The 24,646-nt window shown below is 40.5% G+C and carries 22 protein-coding genes; 14 read left to right on the forward strand and 8 right to left on the reverse strand.

Annotated features, from left to right (window positions below; genetic code table 11):
* Positions 1-230: 230 nt before the first annotated feature.
* Positions 231-887 carry a DUF2461 domain-containing protein gene (locus H6541_00390; GenBank protein ID MCB9014231.1) on the forward strand — a complete coding sequence of 219 codons (657 nt, stop codon included), beginning with the start codon at positions 231-233 and terminating at the stop codon, positions 885-887.
* Between the two features lie 267 nt (positions 888-1,154).
* On the forward strand, positions 1,155-1,568 hold the full coding sequence (locus H6541_00395) for a YbaN family protein (GenBank protein ID MCB9014232.1): 414 nt from the start codon (positions 1,155-1,157) through the stop codon (positions 1,566-1,568).
* 51 nt (positions 1,569-1,619) lie between these two features.
* On the opposite strand, the gene H6541_00400 is transcribed toward H6541_00395, so the two are convergent.
* From H6541_00400 to H6541_00425, 6 genes are all read right to left on the reverse strand, one after another.
* Positions 1,620-3,737 (reverse strand): M3 family metallopeptidase, encoded by a 2,118-nt coding sequence (locus H6541_00400; GenBank protein ID MCB9014233.1) that lies wholly within the window; start codon positions 3,735-3,737, stop codon positions 1,620-1,622.
* Between the two features lie 154 nt (positions 3,738-3,891).
* Complete coding sequence (locus H6541_00405) at positions 3,892-5,928, reverse strand: 2-oxoisovalerate dehydrogenase (GenBank protein ID MCB9014234.1); 2,037 nt, start codon at positions 5,926-5,928, stop codon at positions 3,892-3,894.
* A gap of 152 nt (positions 5,929-6,080) precedes the next feature.
* Positions 6,081-6,800 (reverse strand): hypothetical protein, encoded by a 720-nt coding sequence (locus H6541_00410; protein MCB9014235.1) that lies wholly within the window; start codon positions 6,798-6,800, stop codon positions 6,081-6,083.
* 157 nt (positions 6,801-6,957) lie between these two features.
* The gene (locus tag H6541_00415; protein MCB9014236.1) at positions 6,958-7,533 is read right to left on the reverse strand and encodes a threonylcarbamoyl-AMP synthase; all 576 of its coding nucleotides are present in this window, start codon (positions 7,531-7,533) and stop codon (positions 6,958-6,960) included.
* Positions 7,530-8,546 carry a glycosyltransferase family 9 protein gene (locus H6541_00420; GenBank protein MCB9014237.1) on the reverse strand — a complete coding sequence of 339 codons (1,017 nt, stop codon included), beginning with the start codon at positions 8,544-8,546 and terminating at the stop codon, positions 7,530-7,532. Before H6541_00420 ends, H6541_00415 begins: the two co-directional genes overlap by 4 nt.
* A gap of 54 nt (positions 8,547-8,600) precedes the next feature.
* Positions 8,601-9,419, reverse strand: a complete 819-nt coding sequence (locus H6541_00425; GenBank protein MCB9014238.1) for a 2,3,4,5-tetrahydropyridine-2,6-dicarboxylate N-succinyltransferase — start codon at positions 9,417-9,419, stop codon at positions 8,601-8,603.
* 90 nt (positions 9,420-9,509) lie between these two features.
* On the opposite strand from H6541_00425, the gene ruvX reads away from it, so the two are divergent.
* Genes ruvX through H6541_00440 form a run of 3 tightly spaced genes read left to right on the forward strand, consistent with a single transcriptional unit; the run spans position 9,510 to position 11,137 of the window.
* Positions 9,510-9,938 (forward strand): Holliday junction resolvase RuvX, encoded by a 429-nt coding sequence (gene ruvX, locus H6541_00430; protein ID MCB9014239.1) that lies wholly within the window; start codon positions 9,510-9,512, stop codon positions 9,936-9,938.
* Between the two features lie 59 nt (positions 9,939-9,997).
* A complete protein-coding gene (locus tag H6541_00435; GenBank protein ID MCB9014240.1) occupies positions 9,998-10,573 on the forward strand; it encodes a peptide deformylase in 576 nt (191 codons plus the stop codon).
* A 24-nt stretch (positions 10,574-10,597) separates the two neighbouring features.
* On the forward strand, positions 10,598-11,137 hold the full coding sequence (locus tag H6541_00440) for a hypothetical protein (protein MCB9014241.1): 540 nt from the start codon (positions 10,598-10,600) through the stop codon (positions 11,135-11,137).
* A gap of 3 nt (positions 11,138-11,140) precedes the next feature.
* Here H6541_00440 and H6541_00445 read toward each other — a convergent pair whose 3' ends face one another.
* The gene (locus H6541_00445; protein ID MCB9014242.1) at positions 11,141-11,941 is read right to left on the reverse strand and encodes a TIGR00159 family protein; all 801 of its coding nucleotides are present in this window, start codon (positions 11,939-11,941) and stop codon (positions 11,141-11,143) included.
* Between the two features lie 194 nt (positions 11,942-12,135).
* Positions 12,136-12,984, reverse strand: coding sequence for a dihydropteroate synthase (folP, locus tag H6541_00450; GenBank protein ID MCB9014243.1), 849 nt, complete (start codon positions 12,982-12,984; stop codon positions 12,136-12,138).
* Between the two features lie 75 nt (positions 12,985-13,059).
* On the opposite strand from folP, the gene H6541_00455 reads away from it, so the two are divergent.
* The 9 genes from H6541_00455 (at position 13,060) to H6541_00495 (ending at position 24,633) form a co-directional block, all read left to right on the forward strand.
* On the forward strand, positions 13,060-13,623 hold the full coding sequence (locus H6541_00455; GenBank protein MCB9014244.1) for a DUF1599 domain-containing protein: 564 nt from the start codon (positions 13,060-13,062) through the stop codon (positions 13,621-13,623).
* 18 nt (positions 13,624-13,641) lie between these two features.
* The gene (locus tag H6541_00460) at positions 13,642-14,778 is read left to right on the forward strand and encodes a DoxX family membrane protein (protein MCB9014245.1); all 1,137 of its coding nucleotides are present in this window, start codon (positions 13,642-13,644) and stop codon (positions 14,776-14,778) included.
* A gap of 5 nt (positions 14,779-14,783) precedes the next feature.
* Positions 14,784-15,863, forward strand: coding sequence for an ABC transporter permease (locus H6541_00465; protein ID MCB9014246.1), 1,080 nt, complete (start codon positions 14,784-14,786; stop codon positions 15,861-15,863).
* A gap of 29 nt (positions 15,864-15,892) precedes the next feature.
* Positions 15,893-16,651, forward strand: a complete 759-nt coding sequence (locus H6541_00470; protein MCB9014247.1) for a triose-phosphate isomerase — start codon at positions 15,893-15,895, stop codon at positions 16,649-16,651.
* 21 nt (positions 16,652-16,672) lie between these two features.
* Positions 16,673-17,509: a 50S ribosomal protein L11 methyltransferase gene (prmA, locus tag H6541_00475; protein MCB9014248.1), complete on the forward strand. Its 837-nt coding sequence runs from the start codon at positions 16,673-16,675 to the stop codon at positions 17,507-17,509.
* 53 nt (positions 17,510-17,562) lie between these two features.
* Positions 17,563-22,044 carry a hypothetical protein gene (locus H6541_00480; GenBank protein MCB9014249.1) on the forward strand — a complete coding sequence of 1,494 codons (4,482 nt, stop codon included), beginning with the start codon at positions 17,563-17,565 and terminating at the stop codon, positions 22,042-22,044.
* Positions 22,045-22,074: 30 nt separating this feature from the next.
* Positions 22,075-22,716 carry a glycerol-3-phosphate 1-O-acyltransferase PlsY gene (gene plsY, locus H6541_00485; protein ID MCB9014250.1) on the forward strand — a complete coding sequence of 214 codons (642 nt, stop codon included), beginning with the start codon at positions 22,075-22,077 and terminating at the stop codon, positions 22,714-22,716.
* A gap of 129 nt (positions 22,717-22,845) precedes the next feature.
* Positions 22,846-23,967: a DNA polymerase III subunit beta gene (gene dnaN, locus H6541_00490; GenBank protein MCB9014251.1), complete on the forward strand. Its 1,122-nt coding sequence runs from the start codon at positions 22,846-22,848 to the stop codon at positions 23,965-23,967.
* A gap of 108 nt (positions 23,968-24,075) precedes the next feature.
* Positions 24,076-24,633 (forward strand): hypothetical protein, encoded by a 558-nt coding sequence (locus H6541_00495; protein ID MCB9014252.1) that lies wholly within the window; start codon positions 24,076-24,078, stop codon positions 24,631-24,633.
* The last annotated feature ends 13 nt before the right edge of the window (positions 24,634-24,646 follow it).

The following is a 24,646-nucleotide window of genomic DNA, read 5'->3' on the forward strand; positions in this document are numbered from 1 at the left end:
TCTTCCTGATTTGTGTCAGTATAGGGATTAAACTTTCCGGTTTTCTGATCTATCAATAATTATTCAGTTTTATTCTGGTGAAAATAGATGAACTAATGTTTTATACATAAACTACAAGGTGTTTAATGGCATAAATATAAGGGTTTTCAGTTGAAGGACTATTCATTGTTTATAAATATTAGTTGGCATTATTCCATTATCTTTGTTTCATAACCAATGAATACACTTGTATGCATGATATACTTAAATTTTTAAGCGCGCTTTCAGCGAATAATAATCGCGAATGGTTTGATGTTCACCGCGCAGAATATCAGCTCGTTAAAGTCAGATTTGAGGAGTATGTTTCTACGCTGATTGCAGAAATTGCTGCCATAGATCCTTCAATAGGAATTCCGGTTGCTAAGGATTGTATTTTCAGGATATTTCGGGATGTGCGATTTTCGGCCAATAAACAACCATACAAAACAAATTTTGGAGCTTTTATTGCCAATGGTGGCCGCAAAAGCCCGCGTGCAGGTTATTACATTCATGTGGAGCCCGGCCATTCAATGATTGCCGGTGGAATTTATATGCCACAGCCCGATTTGCTTAAAAAGCTCAGACAGGAAATTTATTTTAATGTTCCGGAGTTTAAAGCAATTTTGAACGATAAGGATTTTAAATCCACATTTGGTGAACTGGCAACCTGGGATATGCTCAAACGGCCACCCAAGGATTTTCCAGCCGATTTTCCTGATATTGAGTTGCTTAAATATAAGAGTTATTCGGTCGCCAAAGGCCTTGATGACAATTTGATTTTATCTGATAAGTTCAATGCAACCGTGCTTCATGCCTGTGAATCGATGCGCAGCTTTAACCACTTTCTTAACAGGTCATTTGAAGGTTAATGCTTATCATTCAGTTGAAAGTCAGTTAGCAGAAAAACTCTTGATTCATGCCATTCAAATAAACTACAACCCGGAAATGAGTTACTCAGGCTCATTTCCGGGTTGATTACTTGTTTTGCTTAATGTGAAATAAAGATACGGCTGGTATCAGAGAAGTCAATAGCTGTAAAGCTATTTTAAGGAAATTTTAATATGGTTTGACTTTTTGCCGGCTGACCATTTTCCCGGGTTGACAGCAGGTATGTTTTGTAATAATCAATCATTCCAATGAATAGAAATAAATTTCGTTTTCAATCTAAATTATATAAAAGCCCTGTAATCAGGTTTTTAATTCTTTTGTTGGGGGTGTTGGCCATGTTGCTGGGTTTAATCGGCATTTTTGTGCCCTTGCTTCCAACTACTCCATTTCTGTTGCTGGCTTCCTGGTGTTTTGTCCGGGCTTCTGAAAAGCTAAACAGAAAACTTTTGACAAACCGCTATTTGGGGCCTTATATCACAAATTACCAATCCAGGCATGGCATTACTTTGAAAAATAAAATCTATAGTCTTGTATTTTTATGGTTAACTCTTATTTCCTCGGCTGTTTTGTCGCCTCCATGGTGGTGGCTTTGGTTAATGCTGTCATCAATAGGGGCAGGAGTCACCTATCACATTGTATCTTTCAAGACCCTGAAAGAATAAATAAAATCCCCGATAGGTGTTCTTACCGGGGATTTTTCAGTTTTGTGTATATCAATTTTCAACTAAGCCACGGCGCTTTAGCAGAGGCGTAATGTCAGGCTCTGCACCGCGGAAGTTTTGATATAAAACCATAGGATCGTCGGTAGCACCTTTTTCAAGAATATTTTTTCTGAATGAGGTGGCTGTTTTTTTATCGAATAACCCATTTTCTTTAAATGCTTCAAAAGCATCAGCATCAAGGATAGCAGCCCATATATAGCTATAATATCCTGAGGAATATCCGCCGCTGAAAATATGATTAAAATAGGTTGACCGATAACGGCTGTTGATTTCGGGGATCAGGTTAATTTCATCAAGTGTCTTCTTTTCAAAAGCAGCAATATCATTAAAGTTTGCTTCCTTTTGATTGTGGTAGCCCAAATCGAGAAATGACGCAGCCAGATATTCAACGGTTTCAAATCCCTGATTAAAGTATTTGCTGTTGTGCAGTTTGTTGATAAGCTCCTGAGGTATCGTTTCGCCTGTAAGGTAATGTTTGGCATACATTTTAAGTACTTCAGGTTCTCCGGCCCAGTTTTCCATAATTTGCGAAGGTAATTCTACAAAATCTCTGGGGACTGAGGTCCCAGACAGGCTGTAATATGTCGAATTGGAGAGAAGTCCGTGTAATGCATGTCCAAATTCGTGAAAGAAAGTGCTGGTTTCGTCAAAAGTTAACAATGATGGCTGGCTTGAAGTTGGTTTGGAGAAATTACATACAATGGTAATAACGGGGCTGATATTTACACCATTTTCAGTATACTGTTTTCTGTAGCTGTTCATCCAGGCACCACCGCGTTTGCTTTCTCTCGGAAAAAAATCCATGTACAAAATACCTATATGGCGGCCATCTGCTTCTTTTACTTCATAAGCCATTACATCAGGGTGATGAACAGGAATGTCTTTTCTTTCAGTGAATGAGATGCCATATAATTTGTTGGCGACCATAAAAATGCCTTGTTTTACATTTTCCAATGCGAAATATGGCTTCAGTGATTCGTCGTCGAGATCGTACTTTTCTTTCCTCAGCTTTTCAGCATAGTATCGCCAGTCCCATGGTTGAAGGCTAAACTGACCTCCTTCGCGGGCAATGATTGAATTCAGTCCGGCCGCTTCCATTTGGGCTCTTTTTAAGGCGGGTTCCCATAGTTTTTGCAATAGATCAACAACATTGGCTGCATTTTTTGCCATATTTTCTTCCAGCACAAAAGCAGCATGGCTTTCATACCCAAGCATTTTTGCTTTTTCAAGCCTGAGCGATGCTATTTGCTTTATAAGTTCGTTGTTGTCATGTTCGTTTCCATTATTGCCCCTGTTTATATAAGCTGTGTAAATTTTTTCGCGAAGTTCGCGGTTTTCGGCATATTGCAGAAAAGGCATCACACTTGGATTATGCAATGTGAAAACCCATTTTCCTTCAAGGCCGGCATCGCGGGCAGCTTCGGCACCTTGTTCTATCAGCGAAACCGGAAGTCCATTGAGGTCATCCTGGTTGTCAATGACCAGTTTATAATTGTTTGTTTCTGCCAATACATTTTCTCCAAACTGGAGGGTGAGGGTTGATAACAGTTTATTAATTTGTCTGAAACGTTCCTGCTGCACTCCTGTAAGGGCGGCGCCTCCCCTGATAAATCCTTTGTACCTGTCGTCAAGCAACCGCATTTGTTCTTTGCTCAGATTCAGCTCAGTGCGTTTGTCGAAAACTGTTTTTATTCTGGCAAAAAGTAGGGGGTTAAGGTTGATATTATCGTAATGGGCCGAAAGCTTGGGTGCGATTTGTTTGGCAATGGCTTGTAACTCACGGTTTGTATTTGCCGAATTCAGGTTTGAAAATACGCTGTTGACTTTGCGGATTAAGCTGCCGCTGTTGTCCAGGGCGGCTATAGTATTCTCAAAATCAGGTTCTGCAGGATTGTTTATGATGTTGTTAATTTCATTGGTTTGTTCTTCAATTCCCTGCTCAATAGCCGGTAAAAAATGCCCGGGTTTTATCTGATCGAAAGGCGGAACTTCAAATGGGGTCTGATATGCGCTAAAGAAGGGGTTGGAGCTGTCTTTTTCTTGCGCATTGCTTCGGTTTGATAATGAACACATTGTAAATAAGATTAAAAAAAGCGAAATTTTTTTCATGTTGCGGTTAAGGTAGGTGGATAATAGAATAGCAAAAATATATTTTTATTCCATTCGGGATGTTTTACTGCGCAATATTCAAAAAAAAATGCTCCGTTTGGAGCATTTTAAAATGCAGTAAATCAAGAAAATAAAGTTGCCATAAATCGATATCTCAGAAGTGAAGTATCTCAACAGCTGCTTTATAAATTCGTTCTTTATCAGGCAGAATTGCTTTTTCAAGAATCCGGTTAAATCCGACAGGGGTAAAGGTTGAGCCAACCCGTTTTACCGGGGCATCAAGAAAGTTAAAAGCTTCTTCGGTAATAATGGCTGCAATTTCACCGCCAAATCCGCCAAAGACTTTGTCTTCATGAACAACCAAAGCCCTGTTGGTTTTTTGGATTGAATGAAGAATGGTTTCTTTGTCAAGAGGAATAAGAGATCGGATGTCAATGACTTCGATACTTTTTCCGGTTTCGGCCGCAATTTGTTCGGCCACGGCCAAACTCATGTGTGTTGTATTTCCGTAAGTAATGATGGTAAGATCCTTTCCTTCGCGGCGGACACGTGCTTTGCCGAAAGGCACTTCAAAATCGTCAGGTACATAGGTTTCGGCCAGTGGATCGTTGTAAAGGGCCTTGGGCTCAAGAAAAAGTGTGGGTCCTTTTGAACGGATGGCTGTTCTCAATAAACCGGCAGCATCATCGGCAAATGATGGGTAAACAATTCTGATGCCCGGAAACGTAGCCAGTGCACCTTCAATGGTTTGTGAATGGTAAAGGCCGCCGCCAATATACCCACCTGAAGCCAGGCGAATGGTTACATTGGGTGAAAAAGCACCATTGCTGCGCCAATAATCATGTGTAACTTCAACAAATTGTTCCATTGCCGGCCAGAAATAGTCGGCAAATTCTGCTCCTTCCACCACAATTCTGATTTTGTCGTTAAACCGGCTCATTCCATTGGCCGTTCCCATAATAAAATCTTCGGCGATGGGTGCATTAAACACACGTTCAATGCCAAATTCCTGTTGAAGTCCTTTGCTGACATTAAAAATTCCGCCTTTTTCCTTATTGGCAATATCCTGCCCCCAAATAAATGTGTCAGGATTGTGCCTGAACTCTGCTTTAAGTGTGCTGTTGAGAGCTTGTATGAGTTTTAGTTTTTCGCCAGCAGACTGGTTGTGTATGCCTTCGGGGTATTTTGCAGCGGCATAGGCTTCAGGTATCACAAAGTTAAATATGCTTTCAGGTTTTGGATCTGGAGCTGCCAGGGCTTTTTTGTGCGCTTTTGAAACTTCATCCTTGGCCTTTTTATCGAGTTCGTCAAGTTCAGCTTCGCTTACCCGGCCTGAGATAATAAGAGTTTTTCTGTACCTGTCAAAAGGATCGTTGGCCATAGCACAGAAGCGCTCGTTTTCATCACGATATAACTCATGTTTATCAGAGTTTGAATGTGAATGTATTCTGACAACACTCGCATGCACGATAACAGGTTCCTGTTTCTCAATAGCATGTTTGCGGGCTTCAGTCATGGCATTCATCGAATCAAATACATTCTTTCCATCACAATAAATGATTCTGAGGTTTTTGAACCCTCTGAAATTATCAGCTGCTCTCCAATTGGCTGTTTGATCGCGTTTATGAACAGAAATGCCATAGTTATTATCCTGAAAAACAAAAATTACCGGAAGTTTTTCGTTAGAGGCCCCGTTGATGGCTTCGTAAACATATCCTTCGGATGTTGAAGATTCACCCTGACTGCTGATTGCAACTGCCTTTGCTCCGTATTTTTTTATGGCCCGGGCTACTCCTACAGCATGGAGTGTGTGATTTCCCGTGGCAGATGAGACATTGTGAATGTTCCATTCCGGTTTTGCAAAGTGATTGGACATATGCCTTCCGCCACTGGCAATGTCAGTGCCTTTGGAAATTCCGTTGAGAATAATCTCTTCAGCATTGATTCCTGCAGAAATTGCAGAGAGCATGTCGCGGTAATACGGGAAGAAATGGTCAGTGTTTTTTTGAAAAACCTGCCCGATGGCCAGTTGTATGCCATCATGTCCGGCATATGGAGCGTGGTATGACCATCCCAGTGCCTGTTTCAGATAATTTGGTGCCCTGTCGTCAAGCTTGCGACCAAGCGACATCAAATAGTACCATTCTTTTAGTGTTTCTTTGTCAGTATTTTTAATCCCAAAAGTTTTCATTCTTCGTAAATCAGGTATTACAATAAAATTAATTCAGCGCAAATGCAGTGGTGCACCTTTTTACGGCATATAACAACCCATAAATGGCTTTGTTCAACATCAGGCAGACCTAATTGTTGAATTTGATAAAGGTTTGCTGGCGAATAAAACGACTATATGTTCAGGCCAAGGGAGATGGCCAGTTTTCCATTTGATGGATTTAAGGCAATAATTGTATTTACGGGCAACACAAATTTGCGGGCAATCTGAAATTTTCGGGAAACAGATAAGCCGGTATTGATAAGGGAAATGTTAGCTGCATAGTAACCTTTAAATGGGGAAAATCCGGCAAAAAGTTTTATGCGGGTTTTGTTGTATTTCAGATTTAATGCTGGTTCTATGTATGTAGAATAATAGTTGTTGCCGGTGTCTGTGTTTAAATCATCACCAAAAATCATTGTTGCAAGGTGTAATGAAAAAGGGTGTTTGCTTTGATTGGAATAGACCACATTCAGGTCTAATGTATGTTTTGTTCTCCCTTTTCTGAATTCAAAAAAGTTAAAAGTCTGAACCGGATTTACCGGGCAGAAGTAGTCGAAAAGCATGACCTCTATATTGCCGATAGTATAACTAGCATATAAATCAAGTTCAGTATAGCTTCCGTCGATTGCATAAGCTCCCCAGATTCCTGCAGAAAAATTATGGTAATTGTATTGGAAGCCGGGCTGAATACTAATTGAAGTGCCGTTTGAAAAGCCTCTCCAGAGATGCTTGCTGTAAATGTCGAGTGACAAACTGATTTTTTGGGCAGAAAGGGAATCCTGCCCCAAAACATTCTGGGGTATCAACAAAGTATAAATATAAAGGCTGACAAAATATGCTAGTCTTTTCATTAAAGGGTACTATAACAAGGGTTTAGCTGGTTGCCAAACCACTGATTTGATTTTATAATTGATAAACTGAGAAAGCTACAGGCTGCCTTTTGCTTCGATTCAGCAAAAAACAATCGGATGATTTGATAAAAACAGCTCTATTCCAGGACTGATTTATTTAGTCTCTGATAACCTGATATTCGCCATTTTCGAAAAGTCGCAGAATAGTAGAGGCTTTGGCCTGAATAAACTGTTCATGGAACATCTGAACGCAATAATCTACCTGATTTTTAACATTTTCAGATATTTTGCTGAACACCAACGGGGTAGGTTCACCGCTGATATTGGCAGAAGTTGAAATAATAGGACGTTTTAATTCAGCGATTAAGCGCTGACAGAAATCATTTTTTACAATTCTGATGGCAATTGTTTTGTCGGCAGCTAAAAGGTTTTTAGGGAGATTGTGTGCATTGTCATAAATCACAGTAACGGGTTTGTCAATACTGTTGATTAAATCAAGTGCAATTTCAGGAACTTTGTCGACATAAGTTTTCAGCATATCAAAGCTGTCAACCAGAATTATCAGACTTTTTGAACTTTCGCGTTGCTTTAATTTATAAATTTTATCAACAGCACGTTGATTCAGGGCATCACAACCCAAACCCCACACGGTGTCAGTAGGATAAAGGATAATACCTCCATCCTTAAGTGTTTTCAATGTTCTACTGACTTCATTTTCAAATTCTTCGTTCATCGTTTTATTCTGTTGAGCAGTTGTTGTGTAGTAATTGATTCAGCGCAATTAAAATGGCCTTCAGGGCATTTTTGCCAGCCATGGAGGCCGCAAGGCCGGCAATCCAGTTTGTCTTTGGTTTCTATCACCACGGCATTATCTGACACTGGTCCAAATCCGAAAGCTGGCACAGTTGAGCAAAAAATGGCTGTTACCGGTGCATTAACCGAAGAAGCCATATGCTGTGGAGCAGAGTCATTTACAAAATTCATCTCAGCCTGCTGCATCAAAGCTGCTGATTGTAAAAAACTCAGTTCTCCGGCAAGATTATAAATCCTTTTTTCATTGTTTGCCTCCATAATAGATTGACACAAGTCTTTATCATCTTTTGAGCCAAGCAATATAACACTTAAACCCTGTGGAATGTTGCTGACAAAATCAATCCATTTATGTATTGGATATTGTTTTGTAAACCACAATGAAGCAGGAGAAATGGTTATATATTTTTCTTTGGTCCATTGAAGAACCGATTCTTTTTCATTCTTACCCGGATAAATGGCAGGTTTTATCAGATTCATTTCTTTCATGAAACTTATCAGATGGTGGTTGCGCTGAATCTCATGCTCGTTACTGCCATTAGCGTTGATGGTATGTATAGCTTTATGGGTAAAGGTAAATGAAAAGGGATTTTTTGAAAACCCTGATCGGATTGGTGCGCCGGATAATGCGGTTATAAGGCCTGAGGAGGCAAAGCGTTGCACATTGATAACAGCATTGTAGTGACTGTTTCTGACGGCGCGGATAATGCGGAAAAGGTTACGGTATTTGTGATTTTTCTTGTCCCAGCAATGGACTTTGCTTACAAACGGGTGATTCAGGAAGAGATGTTCATATCCTTTTTTTACCAGGAAATCAATACAGGTACCTGGAAACGCCTGGTGCAGAGTTTCGGCAAGGGCTGTTGATAGAATTACATCGCCCAATGAAGCGGTTTGAATAATCAGGATACGCTGAGGTAATGCCGTATGCTTCATATGATGCATTAAGTGAGCTTCTGTGGGTTGTGTATGAGCCATTAATCAGAAAAATTATGCCTGTATGCCAAAATCACGAAGTGCATCATTCAACGATGTTTTCAGATCGGTTGATTCTTTACGTTGCCCGATAATTAATGCACATGAAACCTGATAATCACCAGCAGGGAAATGTTTTGTATAAGACCCGGGAATAACTACAGACCGCGGAGGAACAAATCCTTTGTATTCAACTGCTTCGCTTTTCGAAACATCAATAATTTTGGTGGATTGTGTAATCACAACATTTGCTCCCAATACGGCTTCACGGCCAATGCGAACGCCCTCAACCACAATGCAACGGGAGCCAATAAAACAACCGTCTTCAATGATGACAGGCGCTGCCTGAACAGGTTCAAGCACTCCGCCAATGCCAACACCGCCCGAAAGGTGAACATTTTTGCCAATCTGGGCGCATGAACCTACGGTTGCCCAAGTGTCAACCATCGTATGACTGTCAACGTAAGCCCCTATGTTTACATAACCAGGCATCAAAATTACGCCCGGTGCAAGATAGGAACCATATCTGGCAATGGCGTGAGGAACAACCCTGACACCAAGGTTGCTGTAGTGATGTTTTAATGGAATTTTATCATGAAATTCAAGCGGGCCTGATTCTGTTACTTCCATTTGCATGATGGGGAAATACAAAATGACCGCTTTTTTAACCCATTCATTTACAGTCCAATGTTCGCCTTTAGGTTCAGCTACGCGTATTTCTCCGGCATCCAGCTGTTTTATTACTTCTTTGATAGCTTCGCAGGTTCTGACTTCTTTCAGAAGTTCGCGGTTGTTCCATGCTGCTTCTATAATGTTTTCTAAACTTTCGGTCATTGTCGTAGGATTATGCAGAGTGTCAAAATTATAGATTTTTTCAACCGTTTGCGCTTAATTTGTAATTTTGCACACTCAAACTTATTGTAAATGGGAAGGATTCTGGCGATTGATTATGGACAAAAGCGGGTAGGACTGGCTGTTACTGATGTAGATCAGATTATTGCTTCTCCTCTTACAACCGTACATTCAAAGGATATTATAAGCTTCCTGAAAAATTACATCAAGTCTGAAAATGTGGAGTTGTTTGTGGTTGGAGAACCCCGCCAGATGAACAATACGGCATCTGAATCGGTTAAATATATTGATCCTTTTGTACGCCTTTTAGCTAAGGAATTTCCCGAAATAAAAGTGGTGCGTATTGATGAACGATTTACTTCTAAGATAGCCCAGCAGGTTATTTTAAACTCCGGACTTAAAAAAAAGGACAGGCAGAATAAATCACTTGTCGATACCATCAGTGCGGCTGTTATACTTCAGTCATATCTTGAAATGAGGTCATTCGGGTTACCTTCCTGATGTATGAAATTAAAATTGTGAATTGAAGATTTTTTTTAAACAATATAATCAAGTTTAGCATGATTTTACCAGTTGTTGCCTTTGGCCACCCCAATTTAAGAAAAGTTGCAGTGGATATTGATAAAGATTATCCCGGCCTTGAGCAGTTCATTGCCGACATGTTTGAAACGATGTATGCTTCAAATGGGGTTGGATTGGCTGCTCCGCAGGTAAACAGAAGTATTCGTTTGTTTGTTATTGATGCCACTCCTTATGCAGAGGATTTTCCTGGTGAAACTGAGTTGAAAAAGGTTTTTATCAATGCCCGTATTATTGAAGAAGCCGGAGAAGAGTGGGCTTTTAACGAAGGATGCCTTAGCATTCCTGAAATCCGTGAAGATGTGATGCGCAAACCCGAATTGCGTATTCAATATTATGATGAGAATTTTGTTTTTCATGATGAAAGAAAATCGGGCGTGCTGGCCAGGGTAATTCAGCATGAATACGACCACCTTGATGGTATTTTATTTGTTGATTTGATTAATCCGCTTCGCAAAATTATGCTGAAACGCAAATTAAACGATATAACAAAAGGGCTGGTTAAAACAGACTATAAAATGATTTTTCCAATGGCTAAGAAAAAGCCGGCTTTCTGAATTTTCTCTTTAAACTAATTGACTATGCGGAGTACTCTTAAACTCATGCTTTTTATCGCAATCGTGGCGATATCGGTTTCTTGTGCCTCAAAACGCGATAAAGAAATCAATAACATTACAAAAATTGAAAAGCAACTTGAAAATGAAGGAGCAAAGCCCGACCCTGCGAAACTAACAGCTTTGCTTGATGCTTATGTGGCTTTTGTCGATAACAACAGCCAGGACTCATCGGCCCCGGCATACCTTTATAAAGCAGTGAACCTTTGTGTGGGCATGGGCAATGGTGATAAAGCCATGGAATTGATTGACCGGACAATCAATGATTTTCAAAAAAGTGAGTATCTGCCTGAAACTGTCTTTTTAAAGGCTTATGTATATGAAAATTTGCTCAGTAATCTCGGGCAGGCTTCGGAAGTATATCATGATTTTCTGAAAAAATATCCCGAACATGATTTAGCCGATGATGCTGAAGCAGCACTTAAATATTTGGGCATGTCGCCCGAAGAATTGGTGAAAGAGTTTGAGGCAAACGCGGCGAAGCAGGCTGCAGCCTCACAACAGTAACCGCTATTTTTCAAGGTTAAACTCTTCCTCGAGAAGAGTTTTTAATCTTGAAGGCTGAATGTTCAGATTTAGTTCACCGCCTTTGCACCACGAAATTTTTCCGGTTTGTTCGGAAACAACAATCGCCACTGCGTCTGATTTTTCAGTAATTCCTATGGCAGAGCGATGCCTGAGTCCTATATGGGCAGGCAAATCAGCTTTTTTTGATACAGGCAAAATGCAACTGGCAGCTTTTATTTTGTTGTTCATAATGACCATGGCTCCATCATGAAGCGGTGAATTTTTGTAAAAGATATTGATAATGAGTTGTTCTGAGATACGGGCATCGGTAATTTCACCGGTATTGATATACTCTTCCAAATCATTGATTTTACCAAGGACAATGAGTGCACCGGTTTTTGACAATGCCATTTTATGACATGCCTGAACTATCGGGTCAATACTCAGAGATTCGTCATTGTTGTAGTGGATTTTCCAGAACAGAAACCGCCGGTGGTTTTTCCTGATAAAGGTTGGGGTGCCAAGTAAAAGCAGAAATTTTCTGATTTCGGGCTGGAAGACAACAATTAGAGCTATAAAACCTACACTGATAAATGCGCCAAGTATTTCGGTGAGCAATTCCATCTCAAGAATTCTGACTAACCGCCATACCAGAAATACAGCAACAATGCCCAGCAAAATATTAATAGCAGCAGTTCCCTTTACCAGATTGTAAAGTTCATACAGCATGAAAGCCACCAGTAATATATCGATTACATCGAGTAAGCGGAAACCTATAAAAAATGGAATAACAAGTTCTGGCATTGAAGGACGGCTTTTTTGCAAATTTAGAATTAAGTGGCGACTGTTATAACAATTCTGCCTTATTTTTATTTTCTTCTGGTTATTGGCTTCAGCGTTTTGCCTGCATTGTAAAACTTTGTCAATTCAGTAAACGACTTGCAGAAAATCATGTCAGGATTATTGTAACAGTTTGTGGGCTAGACAAATTGCTGTATTTATGATTGCAGTAAATATTCTTTTACAAGTTTGATGGCTTCCATTGCCGGCTTTACATCGTGAACGCGTAAAATTTTCGCTCCTTTCATTAATGAAATTGTATTCAGTACCGTGGTTCCGTTCAATGCTTCAGAAGGAGCTGTTCCAATCACCCTGTTTATCATTGATTTTCTTGAAATGCCTGAGAGTAAGGGAAGGCCGAAAGAGCCGAATGCATCAAGGTTATTCATGATTTTATAATTATCAGCAAGTGTTTTTCCAAAACCAAAGCCGGGATCAATAATAATGTTATGTTTTCCAAGCTGATTTAATGCCAATATCCTTTCGGAAAAAAACTCCCTTATTTCACTAACCACATCAGAATATTCAGGGTTGGTTTGCATTGTTTCCGGCGTTCCCTTGATGTGCATAAGCACGTAAGCAGCCTCTGTTTTTGCAACAGTGCTGAACATGGCCTTATCTAAAGTTCCTCCCGAGATGTCATTGATAATGCCGGCTCCTGCGTTGTATGATGCGAGGGCTATATTGGCCCTGAATGTGTCTACAGAGATGATTATTTCGGGAAATGCTTTTACAATGGCCTCTAAAGCGGGCATTAATCTGTTTTTTTCCTCCTCTTCACTCACAGTTTGGGCGCCGGGTCTGGTAGATGCCGCGCCGAGGTCGAGAATGGAAGCTCCTTCATCAATCATCTCTGCTGCTTTACGAAGAAGTTCATCGGGTTTATTATGCCGGCTTCCGGCGTAAAACGAATCTGGAGTAAGATTCAGAATCCCCATAATACGGGGTTGTGAAAGATCGAGCTGTTTACTTCCACAGGAAATTAGACAGGTTTGTGAAAAATCCATACCTTTATCGGGCAAACCGGCAGTAAATGCCATGGGTTTCATTTTTGTTTTTAATTAATTAATAATTAATTGTTTATGACGTCTGATACCTCCGGACAATTTGATGCAGCAGTTACAGCCTGCAAAGATATATTTTTAACCAAAATGAAAGATTACGGTACTGCCTGGCGTGTATTGCGACCTGAATCTCTTACCGATCAGATTTACATTAAAGCAAATCGTATAAGAAGTATTCAGGGCAAAGGTACGCATCTTGTTATTGAAGATGAATGGCCCGAATTTATTGGTATCATAAATTATGCAGTTATTGCTTTAATACAACTTGAACTGGGCAATAGCGATGAACTGAACATGGATCCTGCCGAAGTTGAAAGGCTTTATGATAAGTATATTTTTGCTGCCAAAGGCCTGATGATGGATAAAAATCATGATTATGATGAAGCCTGGAGAAATATGAGGGTGAGCTCACTCACCGACATTATTCTGATGAAATTGCTCAGGGTGAAACAAATTGAAGATAACAAGGGCGAAACCTTTATTTCGGAAGGCGTGGATGCGAATTATTTTGATATGATTAATTATGCTGTCTTTGCCCTCATTAAATTAACTGAGCAAAAATCAAAATTAGCTGAGAATTAATTATTAATCTGGTTAACTATGAAGCTTCGGGGCACTCAAATAATACATATATTTTCTCGCCTGCTGGTTGGGCTTGTTTTCATTTTTTCGGGATTTGTCAAAGGTATTGATCCGCTTGGGACAGCTTACAGGCTTGAAGATTACTTTATTGCCTGGGATGCTCAGTTTATGATGCCTCTCGCTCTTACTTTGTCTGTTTTACTTTGCACAATGGAGTTTGTGCTGGGCGTAGTTGTTTTACTTAACCTGAAACCCAAAACAAATGCCTGGATTTTATTGGTGGTCATGTCTTTTTTTACTTTGCTTACCCTGAATGATGCCATTTACAATCCAGTTCCCGATTGTGGTTGTTTTGGTGACGCCATAAAACTCACAAATTGGCAAACTTTTTATAAAAATGTGGTGCTCATGGTATTTGCACTCATTTTATTCGGGATGCGTAAAAAAGCCAATGATAAAGCTGGAAATATTGTTGCTTATGGCACAGCATCTATGGTTGCTTTGCTTTTTATCTCACTCAGCATATATTGTTACAGGCATTTGCCTGTTATTGATTTTATGGATTGGAAAACAGGCAACAAAATGTATGTTGAAAATCCTCAGCCGGTTAAGTATTACCTGATATATCGCAACAAGGAAAGTGGCGAAACACGTGAGTATTTATCGCCCGATTATCCATACAACGATTCTGTTTGGATGACCCAATGGGAGTATGTTGATACCCGGATTGAAGATCCCAATTCCTTTAAAGGGCATGATTTGCAAATTATTGATTCATTAGGTTCTGATCTTACCGATGTCATTATACGCAATCCTGATTATCAGTTTATTCTGGTCGCCTGGGATTTAGAAAGCGCAAATCAAAAAAGTCTGTCAGATGTAAATGTGTTGGCTCAAAAGGCCGAAGCTGCAGGGCTGGGTTTTGTGGCTCTCACCAGCACATTGCCTGCAGCTGTTAATGCCTTAAGCTTACAGTTAAATCTGCAGTATGATTTTTATCAGGCTGATGACATCACCCTTAAAACTATGGTGAGAGCTAATCCCGGCCTGTTGTTGCTGAAGAATGGCATTGTGATTGATAAATGGCATTACAATGACTTCCCTGATTATGAGTCGTTTGAAAGCAGATATCTCGTCAATTCAAAAGACAAATAATTTGTATGGTGCGGTTTGTTCTGAAAAGACTTTATTACGGCATTTTTGTTCTTTTCGGAGTGGTTACCCTCGTTTTTGTTCTGTTCAATATCCTTCCCGGCGATCCAGCCAGAATGATGCTTGGGCAGCGGGCTGATATCGCCTCTGTTGAGGCCATCAACCGCGAATTGGGTCGTGACCGGCCTTTATATGAACAATATCTGGGATTCCTCAACGACCTTTCGCCTGTGTCTTATCATAAAACTAATTCGCCGGGTAGTCTATGGTATCCCGATAGTGCAAGATATGCTCCATTTACCGTGTTGCTTTCTTATAAACATCAGCAGGTCATTCTTAAAAAACCTTTTTTACGCCGTTCTTATCAAAGTAAGCGTAAGGTTTCAGAAATTATTTCGCAAGCATTTCCCAATACCATGCTGCTAGCAACCGTAGCGATGGGAATAGCTGTTATTGCCGGAATTTTAATCGGCATTTTTACAGCATTGCGCAAGGATTCGTTTTTCGATCACCTGGCTTTGGTCATATCTGTGCTGGGAATGTCCTTACCCTCGTTTTTCGCAGCTATATTAATCGCCTGGCTTTTCGCTTTTGTGCTGGCCGATTTTACAGGCCTGAGTATGTTTGGGTCGCTCTATTCGGTTGATGACTTTGGGCGGGGCGAATACATGGATTTAAAAAATTTGATACTTCCGGCTATCACATTAGGCATCAGGCCATTGGCTATTATTGTAGAACTCACCCGTAGCTCAGTGCTCGAGGTGCTTTCACAGGATTATATCCGAACTGCACAAGCCAAGGGCTTGTCTAACAGGCTGGTTATCAGTCGTCATGTAATGCGCAATGCATTAAATCCAGTGGTTACAGCCGTTTCAGGTTGGTTTGCTTCCCTGATGGCCGGAGCCGTTTTTGTTGAATATGTTTTCGACTGGAAAGGCATTGGAGTAGTGATTGTTGACGGCCTAGAAAAGTATGATTTTCCGGTAGTTATGGGAGCGGTACTTTTCATTGCGGTAATGTTGGTGATTATTAATATTTTTGTAGATATTATTTACGGACTTCTTGACCCACGGGTTAGGGTAGTCTGAAGTGTTAACGTGTTTAAAATTAAGATGATATGAGAAAAAACATTGTTGCGGGCAACTGGAAAATGAATAAAACTTTTGGAGAGGCCGAAGATTTGTTGTTTGATATAGCTGATCAGTTAAAAGAGGGCCGTCCTGAAAATGTGGATGTGGTTGTTTGTCCGCCTGCCATTTATCTTGAATTGGCTACCGACATCGCAGTTGAAAATGAATTTGGCTGTGGCGCACAAAACATGAGTGAGCATGAAGCTGGAGCATATACCGGTGAAATTTCAGCAGCCATGATTCGGTCTGCAGGTGCTGGCTATGTTATTATCGGGCACTCTGAGCGCAGAACTTATTTTGGTGAAACTGACAGTTTATTGGCTGTAAAAGTTTCACAGGCGTTAAAGCATGAACTTGCCCCAATTTATTGCTGTGGCGAAGTACTGGCTGAGCGCGAAGCAGAAAAGCATTTTGAAGTAGTTGAAAATCAAATCACACAAGCGCTTTTTCATTTATCACCCGAAGAGTTTACAAAAGTTATTATTGCCTACGAACCTGTTTGGGCCATTGGTACAGGTCGCACAGCCTCGCCGCAGCAAGCGCAGGAGATGCATGCCTTTATCCGTAAGGTTCTTGCTGCCAAGTTTGGCGACGAACTGGCTGCCGGAACAACCATTCTATACGGAGGCAGTTGCAATGCAGCCAATGCCCGCGAATTATTTTCGAACCCCGATGTTGATGGTGGTCTGATTGGTGGTGCTTCTCTTAAAGCCGAAGATTTTATTAAAATCATCAGAAGTTTCTGATCGTTTTAGCAAACCCGATTTATGGAATATATAGAACTTAAATGCAGCCTTGCTGAGGGTGAGGCTGCATTTGCTGAAGTGATTATGGCTCAACTCGGTGAGCTTGGTTTTGAAAGTTTCTCAGAAACAGAAGATGGCCTGTTGGCCTATATTCCGGCAGCTTCATTTGATCCTTCTGTTCTTAATAATGAAGAGCTTTGGCCTGAGGGTGTTCATGTGGAATACACCTGGCAAACAATCGCTGATCAAAACTGGAATGCTGTTTGGGAGTCGAATTTCGAACCCGTTACTTTGGCCGGCAGATGCCATATTCGTGCTCCTTTTCATCCTGAAAAGCCAGATATGGAATACGAAATTGTGATTGAACCTAAAATGTCGTTTGGCACTGCACATCACGAAACAACAGCACTGATGATTGAACATTTGCTTGAAACAAATGTAGAAAACCTCGCTGTACTTGACATGGGCTGTGGTACCGGTGTTTTGGCCATCCTGGCTTCTATGCGCCATGCAGCTGCAGTTACTGCCATTGATAATGATGAATGGGCGTATAACAACTCTATTGAGAATGTTGAGAAAAATAAATCGGCCAATATCAGCGTTTATTTAGGTGATGCAGCCATGTTGAATGAAATGCAGTTTGATTTGATAATTGCCAATATCAACCGCAATATTCTGTTGGCCGACATCGTGCATTATCGTCATTGCTTGAAAAAAAATGGCGTATTGCTGATGAGTGGTTTTTATGATGACGATTTACCTGTAATAACCGCAGAAGCCGCTTTGCACGGGCTTTCTTATAAAGGCCATAAAGAACGAAACAAATGGGTTGCTGCCCGGTTTGATGTGGTTGAGTAACCATAAAACAGTTGCTTCATTGGACTTTATTTTTTCTTTTTAATGTTTTTGCCATGCGTGTGTTAAAACTCCGGATTGTACTTTTGTGTTTGCTGTTTTTTACTGCATGGCCAGCTGTTTTTGCGCAGGAACTAAAAGCTTTTTCTGATGATCCTACTGCTTTCCTTTCTGAATTAACAAGCTTTTTGGATGAAACCAAAGACAGGGAAACACGCGTGGCTTTACAGACTTTTACGGAGAACTGGAATACCGGAAGATATGGCCAGGCTCTTCAGAAAGAGATTATTTCAAGCTGCAATCTTATGCTTGTGCAGCGTATGAGGCCAACCCCCGGATTCAGAGATTACCTTTTAGCACTCAATTCTTTCTCATCATCAGCTGATAGTAAAAGCCTACTGGCCTGGCATAAAGGACTTTTGCCGTTTATTGATGGTAAAAAATTAAGAATGCTCAGTGGGTTTCTTGACAATACAATTCAGTTGAACGAAAAGTCAACCTTGTTCAAATCAAATGCCAATTCATGGCAGTTTAGAAAAGGGAAATTTCATTATGATTTTGACACAACGCTGATTGTCAGATTTGAAAAAGTTGACCTGGTTTGTATATCAGGCAAAGACAGTATCAGAATTCATGAAACATCGGGCGTTAGCTTTCCTCTGAATGATAAATTTGCCGGACTGGGAGGCAAGGTTTTCTGGGAAGCTTTTGGCTTTAAGCCTGACAGAGTTTATGCTATATTGGGTAATTATCAGCTCAATCTAAAACAAACCTATTGGTCAGCCGATACTGTTAACTTTTATCACAAGGATTTTTTTCCGTTTCCATTAATGGGTCGTTTAGAAGACAGGGTACTGGCCGGCGTTCCCATGGAGAAAGCCACTTTCCCCCGGTTTGTTTCTTATCAGACCGACATTGAAATAAAGCAGGTTTTCAAAGATATAGATTATCGTGGTGGATTCACACTGGAGGGTAGTCGCATCATCGGATCAGGGTATGGTGATGAAAATGCCAATCTTTGGGTTTATCGCAAGGGATTGCCTTTCATTGTGCTAAGTTCGCGCAATTTTGTTATCCGACCCGACCGCCTGATCTCACAAAGAGCTTCAGCTACTATTTATCATGAAAGCGATTCCATTTATCACCCTGGTCTTCAATTACGATACATTGATGAAAGCAAGGAGCTTTCTCTTTTGCGCAGCGATGATGGTGCTTCTTCAAGTCCGTATTACGATTCATACCATAAGGTTGATATGTATTTTGAGGCCATCTATTACAATATGAATGCTGATAGCTTGAGTTTTGAAATGCTCAGAGGTCTTAAGCAACAGGGAAATGCAGTTTTTGAATCGGCCAGCTTCTATTCTGAAGAACGTTATAACCGCCTCCAGGGAATTGATGATATTAACCCGATTAATGTTGTTTATAATTTTACAGAGAAGTTTGATAAGCGTGTGTTTTATTTGTACGAACTTGCTGAATTTATGCGTAAACCACCTGATCAGGTAAAGGTGATGATCATTAATCTCTCAAACGGTGGATATCTTACTTATAGTATTGATAACGACAGGGTTGAAGTTACGCAGCGCTTGTTTGATTATCTGAATGCCAGAAGTAAAAAGTCTGATTATGATGTGATTCAGATTAAATCGCAGGTGACCAGACAGAGCAATGCTGTCCTGAACTTAAATACATTCGATTTGAAAATCAGAGGTGTTGCAGAGGTGTCGCTCAGTGATTCGCAGGCTGTTTTTATTTACCCCAGAGATAAAGAAATTCTGTTGCGCAAAAACAGGGATTTTGTTTTTACAGGCCTTGTCAAAGCCGGATATTTTGACTTTTATGCCAATCAAAGCTCATTTGAATATGATAAGTTTAAGCTGAATATGCCACTTATCGACTCCATTTCGTTCAAAGTAGATACCTTTTCACGCAAATCGAACCGATGGGAAAAAGTACTTGTCAGAAATGTTCTTGCCAATTTGAGTGGCGAACTGCTGATAGATGATCCGAATAATAAATCCGGTTTAAAAGAACTGCCCGTATTTCCTGTTTTTGTCAGCAAAAACGACGCTTTTGTTTATTATGACTACCACCGCATTGAAAAAGGAGCATATAAACGCGACAATTTCTATTATACAGTTTACCCTTTTACGCTTGATAGCCTGAATAGCTACACAACCAAAGGGGTGAAATTTAAAGGTCATCTTTTCTCCGGGGGAATAATGCCTGATATAGAGGAACCCATCAGGGTGATGGATGATTTTTCATTGGGGTTCAGCAAAAAGCTAAGCAAGGAAGGTATTCCTGTTTATGACGACAGGGCTCTGTTCTATTCCGATATCACATTGAGCAACAAAGGGTTGCAAGGAAATGGGAGTATGAAATACATGACATCTTTGTCTGAATCATCTGATTTTATGTTTTATCCCGATTCATTGGTTGCCGATCTTAAAAAGTTTAGCATGAGTGAAATGGCGGGCATTCCGGCTTATCCTCAGGTGTTGGCTGAGGGCGTGCATCAATTCTGGCTTCCTCAGCTTGATGTAATGAGGCTAAATACTTTGCCAGGGAAGGAATTCAGTATGTTTAATGGCAAACTGTTCCATAGCGGAAGCTTATCTCTGACCTCGGCCGGGCTTATGGGTAAAGGAAGCAGCCGGTTGGATAATGCCGATTTGGCGTCAAATACATTTGTGTTTCAGAATCAGTCATTCAACACAGATACTACCGACTTTAAAATTTACTACCCTGAAAGACCAACGACTTCACTTGCTACAAGAATATACCCCGGAAGGGTTGATTTTGCCAATCAGACAGCCACTTTTGGCACTCCCGGTCGTAGTGTAAGAATTGAACTTCCGTTGAGCAAATACATTTGCTTTATGGATAAGCTTCAATGGAGCATGGGTAAAGGCGAACTGAATCTTACCAATTCCTTGGCAAGGCGTTCAGCCCTGTCAGATACTACCAATCTCCGGCAACTGGTCGACTTTGACTTTAGCGGCTCCGAGTTTATCTCTACTGATCCGCAACGCGACTCCCTGCAATTTTTTGCTATGGAAGCCACTTACCATATGAAAGAGAACAAAATCAACGCTCGTGAAGTTAAAATGATTCGTGTGGCTGATGTGGCAGTGTTTCCCGGAAATGGTCAGGTGTCAATTCTTTCTGACGGAGATATGATGCCGCTTGAAGGTGCATCAATTATTGCCAATCGTAAAGACAAGTTTCACCGGATTTATGATGCTTCTGTTAAAGTAAAATCGCGAAAGGACTATTTCGCTTCCGGATATCTTGATTATGTTGACGAAGCAGGAAACGCTCAGCCTGTCAGGTTTGATGCATTAACAGTCGACAGTCTCTCAAATACTTACGGAGTGGCCATACTTGGCAAAAAAGAAATTTTTGGCCTGAACAGACATTTTAACTTTAACGGAAAAATTGAGCTGCATGCCAACCGGCCATATCTCACTTTTACAGGAGGTTATCGCATGCTAACCGAATGTTTAAAGGCTGAAAACCCGTGGGTGGCATTTTCGGCTGAACTGAACCCTGCCGATATCAGATTGCCTGTAGCTGAAGCCATGAAGGATACGATTGGGGATCCTTTGATGGCAGCTGTTGTTTATTCTGATTTCTTTAGTAGCGTATATCCTGCCATGTTTGAAAAACCCAGGGCCTGGGGTGATACAATAGTTGCAACAGCTAGCGGTTTTGTTAAATATGATAATGCTGCCGAATCGTTCAGAATTGGGTCTAATGACCGGCTTGATAAAAAATCAAAAGCCGGAAATCTGCTGACACTGGATACCAGACAGTGTATATTAACAGGTGAAGGGGCCGTTGAACTTGGCGCCGGCTTAGGACAAGTAAATTTAAAATCATTTGGAAAAGCCATCCATTTTATGCTGGTTGATTCAACTACTTTCCGATTGGCCATGGCTCTTGATTTCTTTTTCTCAGATCAGGCTTTGGGTAAGCTTCGCGATGATTTGCAGGCCAGTGAACTTAAGGGCGTAGATGTGAACTCTGACATTTACTTTAATATGCTTGATAATTTGGTCGGGCCAGCTGCAGCTAAGGATGTGCTGAACGAACTGAATACTACCGGACAGGTAAAAAGGCTGCCGCAACAGCTTATCCAATCATTGATATTAACCGATTTGACTATGACCTGGGATCCTGATCTGAAATCTTATATCAGTACCGGGCCTTTTGGCATTGCAGGTGTTCAGCGTGATTTGATAAACAGGCAGGTGGAAGGATATGTGGAAATTGGGAAACGTCGAACAGGCGATATTCTGAATATTTATATTGAAATAAGTAAAACCGAGTGGTACTTCTTTACTTATGGAAACGGTATTATGCAGGCCATTTCATCAAACAATGCGTTTAATGAAACTCTTAGCTCAATAAAGGAAGATAAACGGACCTTAAAAGGTAAAACAGATGAAGACGGGTACCAGTTTATTATTGCCACTACGGAGCGTCGCATTGCCTTTTTACGTAAAATGCAGGCGCGTAACTCACAATAAAACAAAGTAGAAACAGAAAAAAACGAATTAATGCTGACCGTAGAAACGATTATTGCACTGACAATGGCATATATGCTGGGTTCAATTCCTACCTCAGTTTGGGTCGGAAAATGGTTTTTCGGGCTCGATATCCGCACGCAGGGTAGTGGAAATGCCGGAGCAACCAATACAATAAGAGTGTTTGGCCTGAAAGCGGGATTACCTGTGCTATTATTTGATGTTTTTAAAGCATGGTTTGCAGTGCATTTGTCAGTTTGGTTTACTAATCCTGAATTTACACAAAATCAGGAAGTGATCTATTGCATACTTTTAGGAGGCTTGGCTGTGCTGGGCCATGTATATCCGTTGTTTGCAGGTTTTAAAGGCGGAAAAGGCATTGCAACGCTTGTGGGTGTTATTCTGGCGCTGTATCCATATTCCTTTTTGGTAATTCTTGTATTTTTTACACTCATGATGGTAATTACGCGCATTGTTTCTGTGTCATCTATGAGCAGTGCTGTTATTTTTCCGTTTGTTGCAGTTTTTATGTTTCATGAAACAAGAGTACCTCTCATCATACTGGCCATTATTATTGCATTATTTGTTCCATTTACACATCGCGAAAATATCAAGCGTCTGATGGCTGGAACAGAGAAGAAATTTGATTTTGGCAAAAACCGCATCAGAAAGTAATTCAGATGGTTAAAATCATGTTGATAATTTTCTTCACAAGTCAAAAGCTTTATTGGTAGTTTGTCAATATATTTTCTAATTTTACCGTGAACACAAGAACCTAACAGTTTCATTGAAAAAAGCTTAAATATGAGATTCATAGTATCAAGTCAGAACCTGCTAAGAAGCCTGCAGTCGATCAGTGGCGTTTTAAATTCGAGCAATACTCTTCCTATTCTCGACGATTTTCTTGTTGAACTTTCCGGAAATTCACTGAAAGTAACTGCCTCAGACCTCGAAACAACTATGTCGGTTGTGGTTGAAGCTACTTTGGCTGAGGATGAAGGTTCTGTTGCTATTCCTGCCAAAATCTTGCTTGAGTTGCTTAAAACATATGGCGATACGCCGCTTACATTTACGGTTGATAAAAATCAGGGAATTGAAATTGCCGCTGATGAAGCTAAGTTTCGCATCACAGGCCATAACGCTGAAGAATTTCCACGTTCACCCCAAATGGAAGCAACCGCTTCATTTGTGCTGCCGTCTGATCTGTTACTTACAGCCATCAATAAAACCATTTTTGCTACCGGTAATGATGATTTGAGACCGGCTATGTCAGGGGTTTATTGCGATATCTCTCCCGATTCCATCATTTTTGTGGCAACTGATGCACATAAACTGGTTCGTTACAAACGTACTGATGTAAGTGCCGAAAACAGCACTTCTTTTATTATGCCTAAAAAACCATTGAATCAACTTAAGAGTATTCTTCCTTCCGATACTTCAGAAGTAAATGTGGTTTATAATGAAACCAATGCCCGCTTTACCTTTAAAAATGTTGATTTGATCTGCAGGTTGATTGAAGGACGTTATCCGAATTACGAAGCAGTCATCCCTACTGATAATCCAAATACCCTTATCGTTGACAGGCAGTCATTCATTACCACTGTTAAGCGTGCTTCCTTCTTTGCCAATAAGTCAACCAATCAAATCAGACTCACCATTACCGGTCAGGAGTTGTTTGTTGATGCCGAGGATGTTGATTTTGCTCATGAATCACGTCAACGTTTGAGCTGTAATTTTACTGGTGATGATATGGAAATCGGGTTTAATTCCCGCTTTTTGGTGGAGATGCTGGTGAATATGGGAACCGAAAATATTCGGCTGGAAATGTCAGCACCTAATCGTGCCGGTATTCTCAAACCAGTTGACAGTGAAAATCAATCGGAAGATTTGTTGATGCTGGTAATGCCGGTAATGCTCAACTCCTGATTAATCTGATTAAACTTTTCTTACATGTGTTTGTTGGTTAGCGTATGAAATATGCAAATATTTACATGTTTCTAACCACTAAAATCTGTTTTACCAATAATCTAAATTATGAAATTGAAAAACCTGTTCAGAGCTATGGCTCTGGTTGCTGTCATTGCAACATCATCTGTATTCATGTTTTCATGCGATAAAGTTAAAGAACTGGCTGAATTTGATGTGGCATACACTTTGCCTGATGTCCACTTTTCAATAGATTCAACCAATTATCTTCCTAAAACTGAGCAGTTGTTGATCGAACAGACGCTAACTTTAAACGTTGACAGTATTATTCAGAAGCATAATCTGGATGGTATTGGCGAAACCGGATTTGAATATGTTAGGCTTGTGATTGAAGATCCGGATAATGTAAATTTTTCATGGCTTAACTCTTCCAGGGTTACAGTTAGTGCTCAAGATTTGGCCGAAACTCAGGTTGCCGCCATCACTACTGTTAATCCTGATGGGAGAACTCTTGATTTGCAGTTAACCAATACCAACGTTTCATCCGTAATTTCCACAGGAACTTTTGTGCTGAGGGTTTATGCTGACTTTACGCCGCCTTTACCTGTGGCAACAATTGGATTAGCTCTTCAATCAAGAATTAAAATGACTGTACAGCCTTTGTAAGCATGCAGATAAT

It is taken from the genome of Lentimicrobiaceae bacterium, assembly GCA_020636745.1.
In the GTDB taxonomy this organism is placed as follows: Bacteria; Bacteroidota; Bacteroidia; order Bacteroidales; family Lentimicrobiaceae; genus Lentimicrobium.